This window comes from Nonomuraea sp. NPDC049684 (genome assembly GCF_044465345.1).
Taxonomy (GTDB): domain Bacteria; phylum Actinomycetota; class Actinomycetes; order Streptosporangiales; family Streptosporangiaceae; genus Nonomuraea.
This window is the reverse complement of sequence record NZ_JBITLO010000008.1, coordinates 361,758-377,899: the sequence shown is the minus strand read 5'-3', so window position 1 is coordinate 377,899 and position 16,142 is coordinate 361,758. Positions and strand designations below refer to the sequence as shown.

Genomic DNA, 16,142 nt, shown 5'->3' with positions numbered 1-16,142 from the left:
CTACCTCCGGAGGCAGGCACTCGATTCCGAAACTTTTCGATCCCCAGCGGACCGCATCGCAGACGGTATTGACATGCGAGAGAGCGGTCAATGCCGATCGCCTGCCGCCGTCAAAAGAGCAGTTCGCAAGCGAAAAATATCGGCTTCTACGTGAAACTTTCACGGGCGCCTGCCTCCAGGGTTTTGGCTGCTCTAGCGCGACGTACCTACCGGTCGGTACTGTGAAAGTCCAGAAGAATCGTCTGATGCGGGAGTTCTGCGCATGTCCCTTTCGCACGCCCAGGTCCAAGCCCAGCTCACCGGCCCCGGCCAGCTTTTCGAGACCGAGGAGATCGGCGACACCGGGGTACGCACGTGGAAGCACGCGCCGGCACACTTCCGCGCCCTGCTGGAGACCAGCAGGTTCCACGGCGAGCAGGTCTTCCTGGCCTACGAGGACGAGCACATCACCTTCGAGGAGCACTTCCGCCGCGCCGCCACCCTGGCCTGCCGCCTGGTCGAGGAGTACGGCGTCACCAAGGGCGACCGCGTCGCCATCGCCATGCGCAACTACCCGGAATGGGTGGTCTCGTTCTCGGCCGCGCTGGCCGCCGGGGCCATCGCCGTACCGCTGAACGCCTGGTGGACGGAGGCCGAGCTGGCCTACGGCGTGCACGACTCGGGGGCCAAGGTGCTGATCGCCGACGGCGAGCGGGCGGTCAGGCTGGCCTCCACGGGCGTGCCGATGATCGTGACCAGGGGCGAGGCGCCCGAGGGCGCGCGGTCGTTCGCCGACGTGCTGGGCGAGGTCACCGCCGACGTGCGGCTGCCCGACGTCGAGCTGTCCCCCGAGGACCCGGCGACGATCTTCTACACCTCCGGCACCACCGGCCGGCCCAAGGGCGCGCTGGGCAGCCACCGCAACCTCGGCCAGTCCCCCATGACCGTGGCCTACGGCCTGGTCCGCTCGGTCACCATGGCCGGCAAGGACGCGGGCGCGGCGGCGAGCGTGCGCCGGGTGACGCTGCTGACCGTGCCGCTGTTCCACGTCACCGGCTGCTTCTCCGGCATGACCACGTCGATGTTCACCGGCGGCGGCGTGGTGCTCATGTACAAGTGGGACCCCGAGCAGGCGCTGCGGCTGATCGAGCGGGAACGCGTCACCACGATGATCGGCGTGCCGACCAACGCCTGGCAGCTCATGTCGCACCCCGACTTCGGCAAGTACGACCTGTCGTCGCTGACCACCCTCGGCTACGGCGGCGCCCCCGCCCCGCCCAAGCTGCTGGAGCGCATCACCACGAACCTGCCCGACCGCGCCCCCTCCAACGGCTACGGCATGACCGAGACGACCGCCCTGGCCATCGGCAACGGCGGCGCCGAGTACCACGCCAGGCCCGACAGCATCGGCCTGCCCTCGGCCGTGGTGGACGTGCGCGTGGTGGACCCCATGGGCGCCGAGCTGCCCGCCGGCGAGGTGGGCGAACTCTGCGTGCGCGGCCCGAACGTGATCATGGGCTACTGGAACCAGCCCGAGGCCACGGCGCAGACGTTCGTGGACGGCTGGCTGCACACCGGCGACCTGGCCAGGATCGACGAGGAGGGCTTCGTCTACATCGTGGACCGCGCCAAGGACATGGTGATCAGGGGCGGCGAGAACGTCTACTGCGCCGAGGTCGAGGCCGCCCTGTTCGAGCACCCGGCGGTGGACGACGTGGCGGTGATCGGCGTCCCGCACGACGAGCTGGGCGAGGAGGTCGGCGCGGTGATCCGGCCGGCGCCGGGGCAGTCGGTCACGGCCGAGGAGCTGCGCTCGTTCCTGGCGGACCGGATCGCCAAGTTCAAGATCCCGGCGCACGTGTGGTTCCGCGAGGGCGAGCTGCCCCGCAACCCCGGCGGCAAGATCCTCAAAACCCACCTCCGCCGCGAGGTCCTCGGCTCCTGACGGTCCCCCGCCTGGACGCCGCCCACCCCGAACCCCGTCCCGGGGGCTTCGCCCCCCTCAAACCCCCTCCGGGGCGTCTCCGCAAGGAGGCGCCCCGTTCTTTTTCTCCTAAGAACCCGCAGGTCGGCGGCCGGTTCGCGGACTTCATTACCTGGCGCGTAATCGCGGCCCCTACGCCCCGGCTGACATCGTTCAAGTGTCGCAACCAGCACTTGAAGGAGCCAAGATGACCGCCCTCACCGTCACCGCTGACCGGACCAGGTTCCTGCGCCTCGCGCTCGCCGCGGACGCCGTCGTCACCGGCGTCACCGGCGTCAACGGGCTGGTCTACCTGGCCCTGGCCGGCCCCGCGAGCGACCTGCTCGGCCCGGGGCCGGGCCTGCTGCGCGAGATCGGGATCTTCCTGCTCGTGTACGGCGCCGCCGTCGGCCTGCTGGCCTCGCGCCCCGCGATCAACCCGGCCGCCGTCAGGGTCGTCATCGGCCTGAACATCGTCTGGACCCTGGCCAGTGTGGCCGCCGTCGTGACCGGCACGGTCGAGTTCAGCACGCTCGGCGCCGTCTGGGCCATCGCCCAGGCCCTGGTCGTGGGGCTGTTCGCCGAGCTGCAGATCACCGGCCTGCGCCGGACCCGCCGCTAGCACCTCTCCTGAGAACCGTTGAAAGAACTCCTGGAAGAAAGTGAGATCATCATGACCGCCGAGCTCGTCGAGCGCTACCTCGCCGCCTGGAACGAGACCGACGCCGACGCCCGCGCCAAGGCCGTCGCCGAGCTGTGGACCGAGGACGCGACCTACACCGACCCGATGGCCGACGTGGCCGGGCACGCCGGGATCGCCGCCGTGATCGAGGGCGCGCAGGGCATGTTCCCCGGCCTGGTGTTCACGCCGGGCGAGGTGTTCGACGCCCACCACCACATCGCCCGCTTCACCTGGCACCTCGGCCCGGCCGGCGACGAGCCCCTGGCCGTCGGCTTCGACGTGGTCGAGCTGGCCGAGGACGGCCGGATCCGCAGGGTCCTCGGCTTCCTCGACAAGGTGCCCGCCGCCTGACGCCCCCCTCCCGCGAAGGCCCCCGGTTCCCCCCGGGGGCCTTCGCCGTCCCTAAATGATTTGCCTTCATCGCGGACGTGGTCGGACAATCAGACCTCGTGCCAGCCCCACTCATGCGCCTGCTCCGTCACCTCTCCCCCGACCTGAGCCCGCTGCGCGACTCCCGCGACTACCGCCTGCTGTTCGGCGCCGGCGTCGTCACCATGTTCGGCACGATGATCACGATGGTGGCGCTGCCGTACCAGATGAAGGAGCTGACCGGTTCCTACGTCGCTGTCGGGATGATGAGCCTGGCGGAGTTCGTGCCGATGGTGGTGTGCGGACTGTGGGGCGGCGCGATCGCCGACGCGCTCGACCGCCGCCGGATCATCGTGCTGAGCGAGCTGGGCCTGCTGGTCACCACCGCCGCCCTCGTGGTCAACGCGATGCTCCCCCACCCGCAGGTCTGGGTCCTGTACGTGATGGGCGCCCTGTCCACCGGCATCGCCTGCCTGCAGCGTCCGAGTCTGGAGGCGGTGATGCAGCAGGTGGTCCGGCACGATCACCAGGCCGCCGCGGCGGTGCTGAACAGCCTGCGCTGGAACGTCGGCGCGATCGTCGCCCCGGCGCTGGGCGGCCTGCTGCTGGTGCACCTCGGCACGCACGTCGCCTACGCCATCGACACGGCCACCTTCGTGCTCTCCCTGGCGCTGCTGTGGCGCATCAGGTCGCTGCCGCCCGTCGAGGACGCCGCGCCCGCCTCGCTCAGCTCGCTGGTCGAGGGCGTGCGGTACGCCACCGGCCGCAGCGACCTCATGGGCACCTACCTGGTGGACATCGCGGCCATGGTGTTCGCCATGTCCAACGCGCTGTTCCCGTTCCTGGCCGACGAGCTGGGCTCGCCCGAGTCGCTCGGCCTGCTGTACTCCGCCGCCGCCGTGGGCGCCCTGGCCGCCTCGGTGACCGGCCGCTGGACGGCCCGCGTCCAGCGGCAGGGCCTCGGGGTGATCGTCGCGGCGGCGCTGTGGGGCGTGGCGATGACGCTGACCGCGCTGGCCCCCAGCGTGTGGCTGGTCTTCCTGTGCATCGCGCTCGCCGGCGCGGCCGACATGATCAGCGGCATCTTCCGTACGACGATGTGGAACCAGACCATCCCGCAGGAGCTGCGCGGGCGGCTGGCGGGCATCGAGCTGCTGTCGTACGCCAGCGGCCCGATGCTGGGCAACGCCCGCGCGAGCCTCATGGCCAACTTCGGCGGCACCCGCTTCTCGCTGGGCGCGGGCGGCCTGCTGTGCGTGGGCGCCGTCCTGGGCCTGGCCGCCGCCCTGCCCAGGTTCCGCCGCTACGACGCCAGAACCGACGAACACGCGCTCGCCGAACGCGCCCGCCGCATCGAGCAGTCATCCGACCAGCCCACCCCGGCCTGACCCTTGCCCATCTCGGCCTGACCGGCCCGCCCGCCCGCCCCGGCCGTCTCACCGGCCGGGGCGGCGCTACTCCGGCTCCCGCCAGCCGTCGTACCGCTCCACCAGCTCATCCACCTGCCCGAGAGCCTGCTCGTCGAGCCCTTCCACGACGACGAGCCACTGGGCGTCCTCGGCGTCGTCCTCACCGGCGAGCGTCTCGCGTACCACCCGCGGCACCCCGAGCCCCGGGAACCACTCCCCCAGCGTCTCGGCCACCTCCTCGGCGTCCCCACGCTCGCCGAACACCAGCAACTGCCTCATGCCCCACATTCTCCCGCGAGTTGAACGGTTAGGAGATGACCGACCTGATCGTTCTCGGGCCCGAAGCACCTTCCGACGAAGAGGTGACCTGCTACCAGGCGGAGGATGCCGTCCTCGCCGTAGAGGTGGTGCTGACCGTGCCGTTCGACATCGACCTCACGACGCTCTCCACCACATGCCGAAAGGGGGCCGGTACGGCGATCCGTACCGGCCCCCCGTGGTCGGCTCAGGCGCTGCGGAGCTGGGCGCCCACGCGGTCGGCCGCCATCGCCACCGCCGCGTCCCTGGCCGCCGTCGTCTCCTCGACCGTCAACGTACGGCCCGCCGCCCGGAACCGCATCGTGTAGGCGAGCGACTTGTTCCCCTCGCCCACCTGCTCACCCGCGTAGACGTCGAACAGCCGCACCGACTCCAGCAGCTCGCCGGCCCCGTCGCGCAACGCCGCCTCCACGTCGGCCACCGGCGTGAAGTCGGGCACGATCAGCGCCACGTCCTGCGTCGCCACCGGGTACGGGGACACCGGCGGCGCCTGCACCGGCCCCGGCATGCCCGACTCCAGCCGCGACAGCTCCAGCTCCATGACGGCGGTGCGCGGCGGCAGCCCGTACGCCTCGATGACCCGCGGGTGCAGCTCACCGGCGTGCCCCACCAGCGTGTCGCCCACGTACAGGGCGGCGCACCGGCCCGGGTGCCAGGGCTCGTGCTGGTCGGCGCTGATGGACAGCTCGACCCGCGACTCGGCGGCGACCAGCCGGGCGGCCTGCACGGCGTCGGCCCACGAGGCCTGCCGGCCGGCGCCCCACCAGCCGGACCGCTCGAACTCCCCGGCCAGCACGACCGCGACCCGCAGCGGCTGGTCGGGCAGCGCCGCCTCGATCGAGGCCAGCTCCTCCTCGGTGGGACGGCGCGAGACGCCGAGCACCGGAGCGGCGGCGGGGGCGTTCTCCCTGGGCCGGTAGACCGCGCCCGTCTCGAACAGCGCCACGTCGCCGAAGCCGCGCCCGACGTTGCGGACCAGCGTCTTGAGCAGGCCGGGCAGCAGCGTCGTGCGCATCAGCGGCTCGTCCTCCGACAGCGGGTTGGCCAGGCGCATGGCCCGGCGCCGCGCGTCGTCGGCGGGCAGTTGCAGCCGGTCGAGGTCGTCGGCCCCGATGAACGGGTAGCTGAGCACCTCGACGTAGCCGCCCTCGGCCAGCGCCCGGCCGACCCGCCGGCGCAGCCGCTGCGCCTCGGTCAGCCCGGCGCCCGCCGGAGCGCTGGGCAGCACCGACGGCAGCCGGTCGTAGCCTTCGAGCCGGATGACCTCTTCGGCCAGGTCGTTGGGGTCGGTGAGGTCGGGCCGCCACGACGGCGGGGTGACCGTGATCATGTCGGGGCCGGTGACGGCCAGCCTGGCGGCCAGCTCGCCGCCGGTCACGACGCCGGTCGGGTCGACGCCGCCCTGGCGCACGGCCGGGTCGTCGCCGTCGGCCACGAGGCAGCCCACCTGCTCCAGGCGGCCGACGACGACCTCCTTGGAGTACGGGACGCCCGCCACGGCCGACGGATGCCCGGCCGGGATCGCGATGCGCGCCGGAGTGACGTCGACCTCGGCGTGCGTCACGCCGGGCTGCACGGTCGCGCCGCCCAGCTCGGCCAGCATGCGGACCGCCCGCCAGGAGGCGACCAGCGGCAGCTCCCGGTCGACGCCGCGCTCGAACCGCTTGGACGCCTCCGAGACCAGCCCGTGCCGGCGCGACTCGCGCGAGATGCCGGTGGCCGAGAAGTGGGCGGCCTCGATGACGATGTCGGTCGAGCCGTCGGAGATCTCGGTCTCCAGGCCGCCCATCGTGCCCGCCATGGAGATCGGGCCCGACTCGTCGGTGATGAGGATGTCGTCGGGGTCGAGCTCGCGCACGACGTGGTCGAGCGTCTCCAGCCGCTCGCCCTCCCGGGCCCGCCGGACGACGATCTCGCCGGTCAGCTTCGACCGGTCGAAGGCGTGCAGCGGCTGGCCCAGCTCCAGCATCAGGTAGTTGGTGATGTCGACGGCCAGCGACACCGGACGCATGCCGGCGCGGGTCAGCCGCGTCCGCATCCACAGCGGGCTCTGGGCGGCCGGGTCGAAGCCGCGCACCTCGCGCAGCACGAACCGGTCGCACGCCGTCGGGTCGCCGATGGAGGCCGGCCAGGACGGCTCGGTCTCGGCGGGCACCTCGACGTCGGCCGGGTCGCGGAAGGCCACGCCGAACGCGGTGGCCACCTCGCGGGCCACGCCGCGGACGGACAGCGCGTAGCCGATGTCGGGCGTGATCTCCAGCTCGATCACGTCGTCGCGCAGGCCGAGCAGCTCGACCACGTCGGTGCCGATGGGCGTGCCGGCGGGCAGCACCATGATGCCGTTGTGGTCGTCGCCGAGGCCCAGCTCGCGCTCGGAGCAGATCATGCCCTCGGACATGCGCCCGTACGTCTTGCGCGCCCCCACCTCGAACCCGCCCGGCAGCACGCCGCCGGGCAGCACGACGGGGACGCGGTCGCCGGCCACGAAGTTCGTGGCGCCGCAGACGATCTCGCGCGGCGTCGCCTCGCCCACCTCGACCTTGCAGTGCCTGATCGGCTTCTTGAAGCCGGTGAGCTCCTCGATCTCCAGCACCTCGCCGACGACGACGTTCTTGACGTCGTGGCCGTAGGAGGTGATGGCCTCGAGCTTGAGCCCGGCCATGGTGAGCCTGTCGGCCACCTCGTGCGCGGTGGCCGCCGGGAGATCGACGTACTCCCGCAGCCAGGAGAGCGGGACCTTCATCAGATCTCCATTCCGAACGGGAGCGTGAAGCGCACGTCCCCCTCGATCATGTCTCGCATGTCTTCGGCGTTGTGGCGGAACATCAGCGTGCGCTCGATCCCCATGCCGAACGCGAACCCGGAGTAGCGCGAGGGGTCGACGCCGCAGGCGATGAGCACCCGCGGGTTGACCATGCCGCAGCCGCCCCACTCGATCCAGCCCTCGGACTTGCAGGTGCGGCACGGCGGGTTGCCGGGGACCGCCGAGGCGCCGCGGCAGACGAAGCACTTCAGGTCCATCTCGGCGGACGGCTCGGTGAAGGGGAAGTAGTTCGGCCGGAACCGGGTGGTGATGCCCTCGCCGAACATGACCTCGGCGAACCTGTCGAGCGTGCCCTTCAGGTGGGCCATGGTCAGGCCCTCGTCGACGGCCAGCCCCTCGGTCTGGTGGAAGACGGGGGTGTGGGTGGCGTCGAGCTCGTCGGTGCGGAACGTCTTGCCCGGCGAGATGACGTAGACCGGCAGCTCGCGCTGGAGCAGCGCGCGGATCTGCACCGGCGAGGTCTGGGTGCGCAGCACCATGCCCGACTCGGTGGAGTCCACGAAGAACGTGTCGTGCTCGGAGCGGGCGGGGTGGTCGGTGGCGATGTTGAGCGCGTCGAAGTTGAACCACTCGCCTTCGAGCTCGGGGCCCTCGGCGACCTCGTAGCCCATGGCGACGAACGCGTCGGCGATGCGCTCCTGCAGCGTGGTCAGCGGGTGACGGGCGCCGCGCGGCCGCCGGTCCCAGGGCAGGGTGACGTCGACGGTCTCCTCGACGAGCACCCGGGCGTCGCGCTCGGCCTCCAGCTCGGCCTGGCGGGCGGCCAGCGCCTCGTTGATCGCTCTGCGGGCGCCGCCGACGCGCTTGCCGGCCTCGGCGCGGGCGGCCGGCGGCAGGGCGCCGATCTCGCGGTTGGCCAGGGCGATGGGCGAGCGGTCGCCCGCGTGCGCCAGCCTGGCCTGCTTGAGTGCGTCGAGGCTGTCGGCCGCCTTGATCGCCGTGAGGGCGTCGGCCTCCATGCGGGACAGCTCGTCGGCATGCAACGGCGTCACCTCGACGGGGTCGTAGTCAGACAAGAGTGAGCTCCGTATCCAGGGCTTGAGCGGAAAAAAGTCTAGTGGGGCCCGCCCACCGGACCGACTCCGACGGGTCTCGAGCCGCTCGGGGCTTCAGACCGTGGCGAAGTCGGGTGTGCCGGTGGGCACGGTAAATCGGAACTCCGCGCCGCCCTCGGGCGCGCGCTGCACGGTGATCGTGCCACCGTGCGCCTCGACCAGGCCCTTCACGATGAACAGGCCGAGCCCGGTGCCGCCGCGCCTGCGGCTGTTGCCGCCGCGCCAGAACTGCCGGAAGACGCGCGGAGCCAGCTCGGGCTCGATGCCCTCGCCCTCGTCGCGCACCGACACGGCCACTCCCCATCCGACGGACTCGATCTCGATCGTCACGGTGCCACGCCCGTGGCGCACCGCGTTCTCCACCAGATTACCCAGAATCTGGTCGATCTTGTCCTGGTCGAGCCACATCTCCGGCAGGCGGTCGCCGACGATCAGGCGGTAGCGGTCTTCGGAGTCGCCCGCCGCGACCCGGCCGGCGACCAGCCGGCGCGCCCTGGCCGGCACGTCGACGACCTGGCGGCGCACCTCCAGCCGCCCGGACTCGATGCGCGAGACGTCGAGCAACTCGGTGATGAGCCGGGTGACGCGGTCGGCGTCGTTGTTGACGGTCTCCAGCATGACGCGCTTCTGCTCGTCGGTGAAGCGCGTCCATTTGGCCAGCAGGGTGGCGGTGAAGCCCTTGACGCTGGTCAGCGGCGAGCGCAGCTCGTGGGCCACGGTGGAGACCAGGTCGGCGCGGCTGCGCTCCAGCCGGGCGCGGGCGCCGCCGTCGCGCAGGGTGATGGTGACCCGCTCGACCTCGCCGCCGCGCTCGGGCTCGCGCACCAGCCGGGCCGCGACGTAGAGCTCCTGGCCGCCCGGCAGGTGCAGCGGCCGCTCGGGGACCCTGGTCCTGGTACGCAGCCCGCCCTCGGGGTCGAGCGCCTTCCACCACTCGCGCCCGTCGTGGTCGCGGAAGGGGAAGACCTCGTTCATCTCCCGGCCCACGGCGCGCTCCATGGCGACGCGGGTGAGCCGGGCGGCGGCCCGGTTGACGGCCAGCACGCACCCATATCGGTCGGTCACGATAAGACCGTCGGGGAGGTCGTCGATGGAGATCGTGCACGCGGCGGCCACGACTCGCCCGTCGGTTTCTGCGCCGTGCACGACCTCGCCTCCTCCGCCTACAACGCCGACAATAGCGGGTTTCCGGCCGCCTAGGGCACTCGCTGAGCCCTGGCGGAGGAGTAAAGGCACACGGCCGCGGCGGTGGCCAGGTTGAGACTTTCAGCCTGTCCGTAGATGGGCACTCTGACCACATCGTCCGCCTCGGCGCGTATCTCCTCCGGCAGTCCCCAGGCCTCGTTCCCGAAGATCCACACGGTCGGTCCGGAAAGATCCACGTCGTCGAGCGTGTGCTTGCCCGCGCCGTCGGCCGCCAGCACGCGCATGCCCCGCTCCCTCAGTTGACGCACGGCGGCGGCGACCGGTGCACCGATGACGACCGGAAGATGAAACAGGCTGCCCGCGCTGGCGCGTACGCACTTTCCGTTGTAGGGGTCGACGGAGGCGTCGGTGAAGATCACCGCGTCCGCCCCGGCGGCGTCGGCGGCCCGCATGACGGTGCCGGCGTTGCCCGGGTCGCGTACGTGCGCCAGCATCGCGACCAGCTTCGGCTCCCCGGCCAGCGCCTCCTCCAGCGGCACGTGCACGAGCCGGCACACCGCCAGCAGCCCCTGCGGGGTCACCGTCTGGGACAGCTCCGACATGACCTCGCCGCTGGCCCGGTGGACGGGCACCCCCTGCAGCGTGGCCTGGGTGATGAGCTCGGCGTGCCGCAGCTCGGCCTCGGCCGTGGCGAACAGCTCCAGCGTCACCCCGTCGAGCTTGAGCGCCTCGCGCACCGCCTGCGGCCCTTCGGCCAGGAACCTGCGGTCCTGCTCCCTGAAGGCGCGCTTGGTGAGCCTGCGTGCGGCCTTCACCCTCGGCGACTTCACGTTGGTCAGCTCGGACCCGGCCATGCTCTCCCCCTGATCGTGCGTGGATACAGCAAAAGGGCCCACCGTGACGGTGGGCCCTCTGTGTCTGAAGGCGACCTCAGCTCGCGGCGGCCGGAGCGTTCACGTTCGACGGGAGCGCCTTCTTGGCGGCCTCGACGAGCGTGGCGAAGGTCGGGCCGTCGTTGACCGCGAGGTCAGCGAGGATCTTGCGGTCGACCTCGATGTTGGCCAGACGCAGGCCCTGGATCAGGCGGTTGTACGTGATGCCGTTGGCGCGGGCAGCGGCGTTGATCCGCTGGATCCACAGACGGCGGAACGCACCCTTACGGTCCTTGCGGTCCCGGTAGGCGTACGTCATCGAGTGGAGCATCTGCTCCTTGGCCTTGCGGTACAGCCGCGACCGCTGGCCACGGTAACCGCTCGCCCTGTCAAGGACGACCTTGCGCTTCTTCTTGGCGTTGAGCGCCCGCTTCACGCGTGCCATGTTCTTCTCCCCGGGGGTTCCGCGCTACTTGGCGAGCAGCTTCTTGATCTTCTTCGAGTCTGCCGGCGAAACGACGACTTCATTCTTGAGACGGCGCGTCAGCGTGGACGACTTCCACTCGTTGTAGTGCGCGCGGCTGGCGCGGCGGCGCTTGAGCTTGCCGGTGCCGGTGAGCCGGAACCGCTTCTTCGCACCGCTGTGCGTCTTCATCTTCGGCATGTCGCCGTCTCTCCTCAATTCGGTCGTGCCGGTGGCCGGGCCGGTGCTGGCCGGCCCGGTCGCGGCTTGTTCGTCTGCCGGTGGCTGCTGGGGCGCGTGGTGTAAGGCTAACCCCAGCCGCGGGTCACGCTTCCTGTACGGAAGGTTCCGCTTCCGGTACGGAAGACTCCGCTTCCGAGGCGGAAGGCTCCTCACCGCCACGCTGCGCCTTGGCGGCAGCCTTTTCGGCCTTGGCCTCGGCCTTCTTCTTGTGCGGACCGATCACCATGATCATGTTACGGCCGTCCTGCTTGGGCTGGGACTCCACGAACCCGAGCTCCTGGACGTCCTCCGCCAGCCGCTGCAGCAGCCGGAAGCCGAGCTCCGGCCGGGACTGCTCACGCCCGCGGAACATGATCGTGACTTTGACCTTGTCCCCCGCCTTGAGGAACCGCACCACGTGACCCTTCTTGGTCTCGTAGTCGTGCGGGTCGATCTTCGGCCGGAGCTTGATCTCCTTGATGATCGTGTGCGCCTGATTCTTGCGCGCCTCGCGCGCCTTCATCGCGGACTCGTACTTGAACTTGCCGTAGTCCATGAGCTTGCACACGGGCGGTCGAGCCGTGGCCGCGACCTCGACGAGGTCGAGGTCGGCCTCCTGGGCGAGCTTCAGCGCGTCGTGAATGCTGACGATGCCGACCTGCTCGCCGTTCGGGCCCACGAGGCGAACCTCGGGAACTCGGATACGCTCGTTGATGCGGGGCTCAGTGCTGATGGGGCCTCCTAGGTTTGCGATCCCTACGTGCTCGTCGTGGCGGGGGCCTTCCGCGCCGAAGACGCGAAAAGCCCCGCACGTCGCGCATGCGGGGCCACTGAGCTCTGTGGCTTCGTGGCCTCGAGCTCCCCGGAGAGTCCGGCGTGATCCTGGACCCGGCCACCTTTCGGCGACTCGGGTGGGAGGGAGACCTCCGCTTGCGCGTCCAGCAAGGCATGCCGGACCGATCAGAGAGCTACATTACCACAACCACGCCCGCGCCTCGAATCTTCCCGCCGGCGCGGGTAATCGCCGGGAAGATCAGTGTGGACGGGCCGCGGCCCGCCGGGCGATCTCGGCCTCGCCCGCCGCGCGCATGGCCTCGACCGGCACGTCCGGGCGGCCGGTCATCAGCTCCACCTGGCGCGCCGCCTGGTGCAGGAGCATCGCGAAGCCGCCGACCACCGTGCCGCCCGCGTCGCGGACCGCCGTGGCCGCCTTGGTGGGCCAGGGGGCGTAGACGACGTCGAACAGCGCCGGCACGCGGGCCAGCCGTCCGGCGAAGGCGTCGGCGGCCCCCGCGGGCAGCGTGGAGACCACCAGGTCCACCCCGGTGTACGCGTCGAGCTTGCCGAACGTCTCCACCGCCAGCGTCACGCCCAGCCGCTCGGCCACCTCGGCGGTCTCCCCTGCCCTGGCCGGGTCGCGGACCAGCAGCGTGGCCGCGAACAGCCCCAGGTTGCGCAGGGCCGCCAGCGCCGAGGCGGCCGTGGCCCCGCCGCCCAGCACGGTCGCCGACCGCGGCGCGGGCACCCCCGCCTCGGCCAGCGCCTGCTCGATGCCGTGAACGTCGGTGTTGTGCCCGTGGCGCAGGCCGTCGGCGAAGACCACGGTGTTGGCCCCGCCCACCTCGACGGCCAGGTCGGAGACGGTGTCGAGGAGCGGCAGCACGGCCCGCTTGAGCGGCATCGTCAGCGACAGCCCAGCCCAGACGCGCTCACCGCCGCCCTGCTCAGCGCCACCGCCGCCCCGCTCAGTGCCACCATGCTCACCGCCGTGCTGCTCAGCCCCCTGTTCAGCGCCTTGCTCGGCCCCCTGCTGGCCGCGCACGGGGGTCAGCCCGGCGAGCAGGGCGGGCAGCCGCGCCTCGTCGCACTCGATCGCCTCGTAGCTCCACCCGTCGAGCCCCATCGCCGCGTAGGCGGCCCTGTGCAGGTGGGGCGAGAGCGAATGCCCGATCGGCGAGCCCATGACCGCAGCCCGCATCGACACTCCTTCCGGAAACACGGTCCCTACTCCTACCACGCCGCGGGGGCCGCCGATCGCCGGGCGGCTCCCGCGGCGGAGGTCAGCCGCCGTTCCGCTTGTACTCGGCCAGCAGCGCCTGGCGTTCGGCCTCGGTGGTTGCGAACTTGGTGACGCGGCTGTTGGGGTCGGTGGCGACGAAGTAGAGCCAGTCGCCCTTGGCCGGGTTGAGCGCCGCCTCGATGGCGTGCTGGCCCGGGTTCGAGATCGGGCCCGGCGGCAGGCCGAGGTACATGTACGTGTTGTACCGGCTCTTGGTCTTCGTCTCGGCGATGGTGGCGGCGGTGCGGTACTTGTTGAGCGCGTACATGACCGTGCTGTCCATCTCCAGCTTCATCTCCGGGTCGCGGTCGAGCCGGTTGTAGATGACGCGGGCGATCTTGGGCATGTCCTCGAACCGGCCGGCCTCGGCCTGGATGATGCTGGCGATGACCACGATGTCCTGGGGCTTGCGGCCCAGGGCCTTGGCGCCGCCTTCGAGGTCGACCTCGTCGGCCGTCTGGTTGAACCGCTTGACCATCGCGCCCAGGATCTGGCCCGGGGTGGCGTTGGGCGGGAATTCGTAGGTGGCCGGGAAGGCGTAGCCCTCCAGCTTGCCCTTGGCGTACGACGGCAGGTCGAGGTCGGCGGTCTCCTTGGCCGCGGCCGCGAAGCCCTTGGCCGGCTTGCCCGTCGCCTTGGCCAGCGTGGTCAGCGTGTCGGACAGCCGCAGGCCCTCCTTGACCCCCACCTTGGCCAGCAGCTTGTTCTCGGGGCTCAGCATCGCCACCGCGCCGGCCGCCGACATCTTCTTGCGCATCTTGTACTGGCCGGGCTGGAGCGACCCGCTCTTGCCGGCGTTGCCGATGGCGGTGCTGAACGCCCTGGCGCTGGCCACGACGCCGAGCCGCACCAGCTCCTCGGCCACCTCCGACGCGCTCTGGCCGTCCTTGATCTCGACGATCACCTCGCCGGTGCCCTGGCCGGTGTAGTCGTCGGGCACGAGGGCGTCGCTGACCCACAGGTAGCCGTAGTAGCCGCCGCCGCCGATGATGCCCGCCAGCACGACGAAGGCGAGCAACGGCGCGATGAATCCGCCCCGGTTACGACGTCTGCGCCGCCGGCGGCTGCCGCCGCGCTTGCCGGAGCCGCGGGTACGGCGCCGGGACCGGCCCTCGTCGTCCTCGGTGCCGAGCAGGGAGTTCAGATCGAGATCGCTCATAGATGCGCTGGCCAATCTCCCGGTACGGCCCGTTCGGCGTCAAGCGGTTGTGCCGAACCGGCGAGGCTCACCGGGCGAAACGGGGGGATCCGCCGGGCATGCTCCCACGACCAGCGGAGATCACTCTGGGTAGCCATGCTAGGGGATGGGAAGAGGGCGCATGACCCGGTATGGGGCTTTTGCGCGGGCACAGGGGGGGTCCCGCCGAACATCAGTCCGTCCCGAGGTTCTTGTTCAACTCTTCCCGGTATCTCACGAACTCGCTCTCTTTGTTGGTGAATTTGGTGATTCTATGCGCCGGATCCGTCGTCACAAACCAGTGCCAATCACCCGCAGCCGGGTTCAGGGCCGCCAGCAGCGCCTTCTCTCCCGGATTGGCGATGGGCCCAGGCGGCAGCCCGCGGCGGTGGTAGGTGTTGTAGGGCGAGTTCACCTTGGTGTCGCTCTCCGTGACCTTCAGTGACCGGCGGTTCTGCGCGTACAGGACCGTGGTGTCGAGCTCCAGCGGCGTGTTGCTCTTGAGTCTGTTGTAGATCACTCTGGCGATCTTGGGGTAATCGGCGTCGGTGCCGCCCTCCGCCTGCACGAGGCTGGCGACCGTGAGCGCCTCCAGCGGGGTCAGGCCGAGCCGCCGGGCCCCTTCCGCCAGGTGGATCTGCCGGGCGGCCACGCCCCACCGCTCCACCATGGCGGCCAGCACGTCCACCGCCTTGTCGCCGGGCTCGACGTCGTAGGTGGCGGGGAACAGGAAACCCTCGATCCCGGGCGCGTACGAAGGCAGCCCGAGCAGGCTCTTGTCCACGCTCTGCAGCTCCTTCAGCGGCAGCGCGGCCAGCTGGGCGACACGCCGCAGCACCTCGCCCGCGCGCAGCCCCTCCGGCACCGCCACCCGCCTGACCAGCCGGGAGGCGGGCGCGAGCAGCAGGTCGAGCGCCGCGCCCGCGGCCATGCCCTTGCGCAGCCGGTAGTGGCCGGGACGCAGCCGGTTGGCCACGGCCCGCTCCTGGGCCGCGTTCACGAACGAACGCGAGCTGGCCACCACGCCGGCGTCGGCCAGCGCGGTGCCGATGTCCTCGGCGTTCGCCCCGGGCGGGATGCGCACGGTGACCGTCCCGCTGCCCGTGCCCTCGAAGTCCTCGGGGCTCAGGTACGGCCTGACCACCGTCAGCACGCCCGCGCCCGCCGCCACCAGGGCGGCGATCAGCGCGGCGGAGACCAGCCCGGCCTTGCCCAGCGCCCTGCCACGGCGCGACGACCGACTGCTCCCGGAAGACCCCTCACCCACCGGCCGTTGGCCACCGCCTGCAGACTCCTCACCCACCGGGTGCCGGCCGCCGCCGGCAGACTCCTCACCTGCCGGGGTGCTCCCGGCAGACTCCTCGCCCTCCGGGTGAGGCATGCTCCCGGCGGAGTCGCCGCTCACCGGCCGCGAGCCGCTCCCGGCAGAGTTCTCGCCCGCCGACCGCGGGCCGCTCCCGACAGGGTGCTCGCCCGCCGACCACGGGCCGTCTCCAGGGTGCTCCTCGGCCGCCGGGGGCGGCTGCGTCTCCTGCTCGGCGTCCGCCCGCGCGAACGGGATCACCTCGCCGGCGTCGTCGTCGGGGGTGGTGTTCACCCGGCCA

Annotated in this window: 15 protein-coding genes; 4 read left to right on the top strand and 11 right to left on the bottom strand. The window is 71.4% G+C overall.

Annotation, left to right across the window (positions count from 1 at the left end; translation table 11 throughout):
• The first annotated feature begins 262 nt into the window (after positions 1-262).
• The 4 genes from ACIBST_RS26435 (at position 263) to ACIBST_RS26420 (ending at position 4,381) form a co-directional block, all read left to right on the top strand.
• A complete protein-coding gene (locus tag ACIBST_RS26435; RefSeq protein WP_397175380.1) occupies positions 263-1,924 on the top strand; it encodes a class I adenylate-forming enzyme family protein in 1,662 nt (553 codons plus the stop codon).
• A 226-nt stretch (positions 1,925-2,150) separates the two neighbouring features.
• Positions 2,151-2,564 carry a hypothetical protein gene (locus ACIBST_RS26430; RefSeq protein WP_397175378.1) on the top strand — a complete coding sequence of 138 codons (414 nt, stop codon included), beginning with the start codon at positions 2,151-2,153 and terminating at the stop codon, positions 2,562-2,564.
• Between the two features lie 51 nt (positions 2,565-2,615).
• A complete protein-coding gene (locus tag ACIBST_RS26425) occupies positions 2,616-2,975 on the top strand; it encodes a nuclear transport factor 2 family protein (RefSeq protein ID WP_397175376.1) in 360 nt (119 codons plus the stop codon).
• A 98-nt stretch (positions 2,976-3,073) separates the two neighbouring features.
• A complete protein-coding gene (locus tag ACIBST_RS26420) occupies positions 3,074-4,381 on the top strand; it encodes an MFS transporter (protein WP_397175374.1) in 1,308 nt (435 codons plus the stop codon).
• Between the two features lie 66 nt (positions 4,382-4,447).
• On the opposite strand, the gene ACIBST_RS26415 is transcribed toward ACIBST_RS26420, so the two are convergent.
• The 11 genes from ACIBST_RS26415 to mltG (ACIBST_RS26365) all read right to left on the bottom strand — a co-directional run bounded on the left by ACIBST_RS26415 (position 4,448) and on the right by mltG (ACIBST_RS26365) (position 16,135).
• Positions 4,448-4,681, bottom strand: a complete 234-nt coding sequence (locus tag ACIBST_RS26415; RefSeq protein ID WP_352327924.1) for a hypothetical protein — start codon at positions 4,679-4,681, stop codon at positions 4,448-4,450.
• Between the two features lie 226 nt (positions 4,682-4,907).
• The gene (locus tag ACIBST_RS26410; RefSeq protein ID WP_397175372.1) at positions 4,908-7,463 is read right to left on the bottom strand and encodes a phenylalanine--tRNA ligase subunit beta; all 2,556 of its coding nucleotides are present in this window, start codon (positions 7,461-7,463) and stop codon (positions 4,908-4,910) included.
• Positions 7,463-8,503 carry a phenylalanine--tRNA ligase subunit alpha gene (pheS, locus tag ACIBST_RS26405; RefSeq protein WP_397175470.1) on the bottom strand — a complete coding sequence of 347 codons (1,041 nt, stop codon included), beginning with the start codon at positions 8,501-8,503 and terminating at the stop codon, positions 7,463-7,465. Before pheS ends, ACIBST_RS26410 begins: the two co-directional genes overlap by 1 nt.
• Before the next feature lie 150 nt (positions 8,504-8,653).
• A complete protein-coding gene (locus ACIBST_RS26400) occupies positions 8,654-9,745 on the bottom strand; it encodes an ATP-binding protein (RefSeq protein ID WP_352364892.1) in 1,092 nt (363 codons plus the stop codon).
• Positions 9,746-9,795: 50 nt separating this feature from the next.
• Positions 9,796-10,599: a TrmH family RNA methyltransferase gene (locus ACIBST_RS26395; protein WP_397175370.1), complete on the bottom strand. Its 804-nt coding sequence runs from the start codon at positions 10,597-10,599 to the stop codon at positions 9,796-9,798.
• Positions 10,600-10,675: 76 nt separating this feature from the next.
• A complete protein-coding gene (gene rplT / locus ACIBST_RS26390; RefSeq protein ID WP_397175368.1) occupies positions 10,676-11,062 on the bottom strand; it encodes a 50S ribosomal protein L20 in 387 nt (128 codons plus the stop codon).
• A gap of 24 nt (positions 11,063-11,086) precedes the next feature.
• The gene (rpmI, locus tag ACIBST_RS26385) at positions 11,087-11,281 is read right to left on the bottom strand and encodes a 50S ribosomal protein L35 (RefSeq protein ID WP_397175366.1); all 195 of its coding nucleotides are present in this window, start codon (positions 11,279-11,281) and stop codon (positions 11,087-11,089) included.
• A 124-nt stretch (positions 11,282-11,405) separates the two neighbouring features.
• Entirely contained in the window at positions 11,406-12,035 is a 630-nt protein-coding gene (gene infC / locus ACIBST_RS26380) for a translation initiation factor IF-3 (protein WP_397175468.1), read from the bottom strand.
• 300 nt (positions 12,036-12,335) lie between these two features.
• A complete protein-coding gene (locus tag ACIBST_RS26375; protein ID WP_397175364.1) occupies positions 12,336-13,280 on the bottom strand; it encodes a shikimate dehydrogenase family protein in 945 nt (314 codons plus the stop codon).
• An 82-nt stretch (positions 13,281-13,362) separates the two neighbouring features.
• On the bottom strand, positions 13,363-14,520 hold the full coding sequence (mltG, locus tag ACIBST_RS26370) for an endolytic transglycosylase MltG (protein ID WP_397175362.1): 1,158 nt from the start codon (positions 14,518-14,520) through the stop codon (positions 13,363-13,365).
• Between the two features lie 211 nt (positions 14,521-14,731).
• Positions 14,732-16,135 (bottom strand): endolytic transglycosylase MltG, encoded by a 1,404-nt coding sequence (mltG, locus tag ACIBST_RS26365; protein WP_397175361.1) that lies wholly within the window; start codon positions 16,133-16,135, stop codon positions 14,732-14,734.
• Positions 16,136-16,142 lie beyond the last annotated feature (7 nt).

Bases quoted from the DNA above. Each gene is read 5' to 3' on its own strand.
- pheS (WP_397175470.1), bottom strand. From the start codon at position 8,503: ATGGAGGCCGACGCCCTCACGGCGATCAAGGCGGCCGACAGCCTCGAC.
- ACIBST_RS26415 (WP_352327924.1), bottom strand. From the start codon at position 4,681: ATGAGGCAGTTGCTGGTGTTCGGCGAGCGTGGGGACGCCGAGGAGGTG.
- ACIBST_RS26425 (WP_397175376.1), top strand. From the start codon at position 2,616: ATGACCGCCGAGCTCGTCGAGCGCTACCTCGCCGCCTGGAACGAGACC.
- mltG (WP_397175362.1), bottom strand. From the start codon at position 14,520: ATGAGCGATCTCGATCTGAACTCCCTGCTCGGCACCGAGGACGACGAG.
- ACIBST_RS26435 (WP_397175380.1), top strand. From the start codon at position 263: ATGTCCCTTTCGCACGCCCAGGTCCAAGCCCAGCTCACCGGCCCCGGC.
- ACIBST_RS26410 (WP_397175372.1), bottom strand. From the start codon at position 7,463: ATGAAGGTCCCGCTCTCCTGGCTGCGGGAGTACGTCGATCTCCCGGCG.
- ACIBST_RS26395 (WP_397175370.1), bottom strand. From the start codon at position 10,599: ATGGCCGGGTCCGAGCTGACCAACGTGAAGTCGCCGAGGGTGAAGGCC.
- rplT (WP_397175368.1), bottom strand. From the start codon at position 11,062: ATGGCACGCGTGAAGCGGGCGCTCAACGCCAAGAAGAAGCGCAAGGTC.
- ACIBST_RS26430 (WP_397175378.1), top strand. From the start codon at position 2,151: ATGACCGCCCTCACCGTCACCGCTGACCGGACCAGGTTCCTGCGCCTC.
- ACIBST_RS26375 (WP_397175364.1), bottom strand. From the start codon at position 13,280: ATGCGGGCTGCGGTCATGGGCTCGCCGATCGGGCATTCGCTCTCGCCC.
- rpmI (WP_397175366.1), bottom strand. From the start codon at position 11,281: ATGCCGAAGATGAAGACGCACAGCGGTGCGAAGAAGCGGTTCCGGCTC.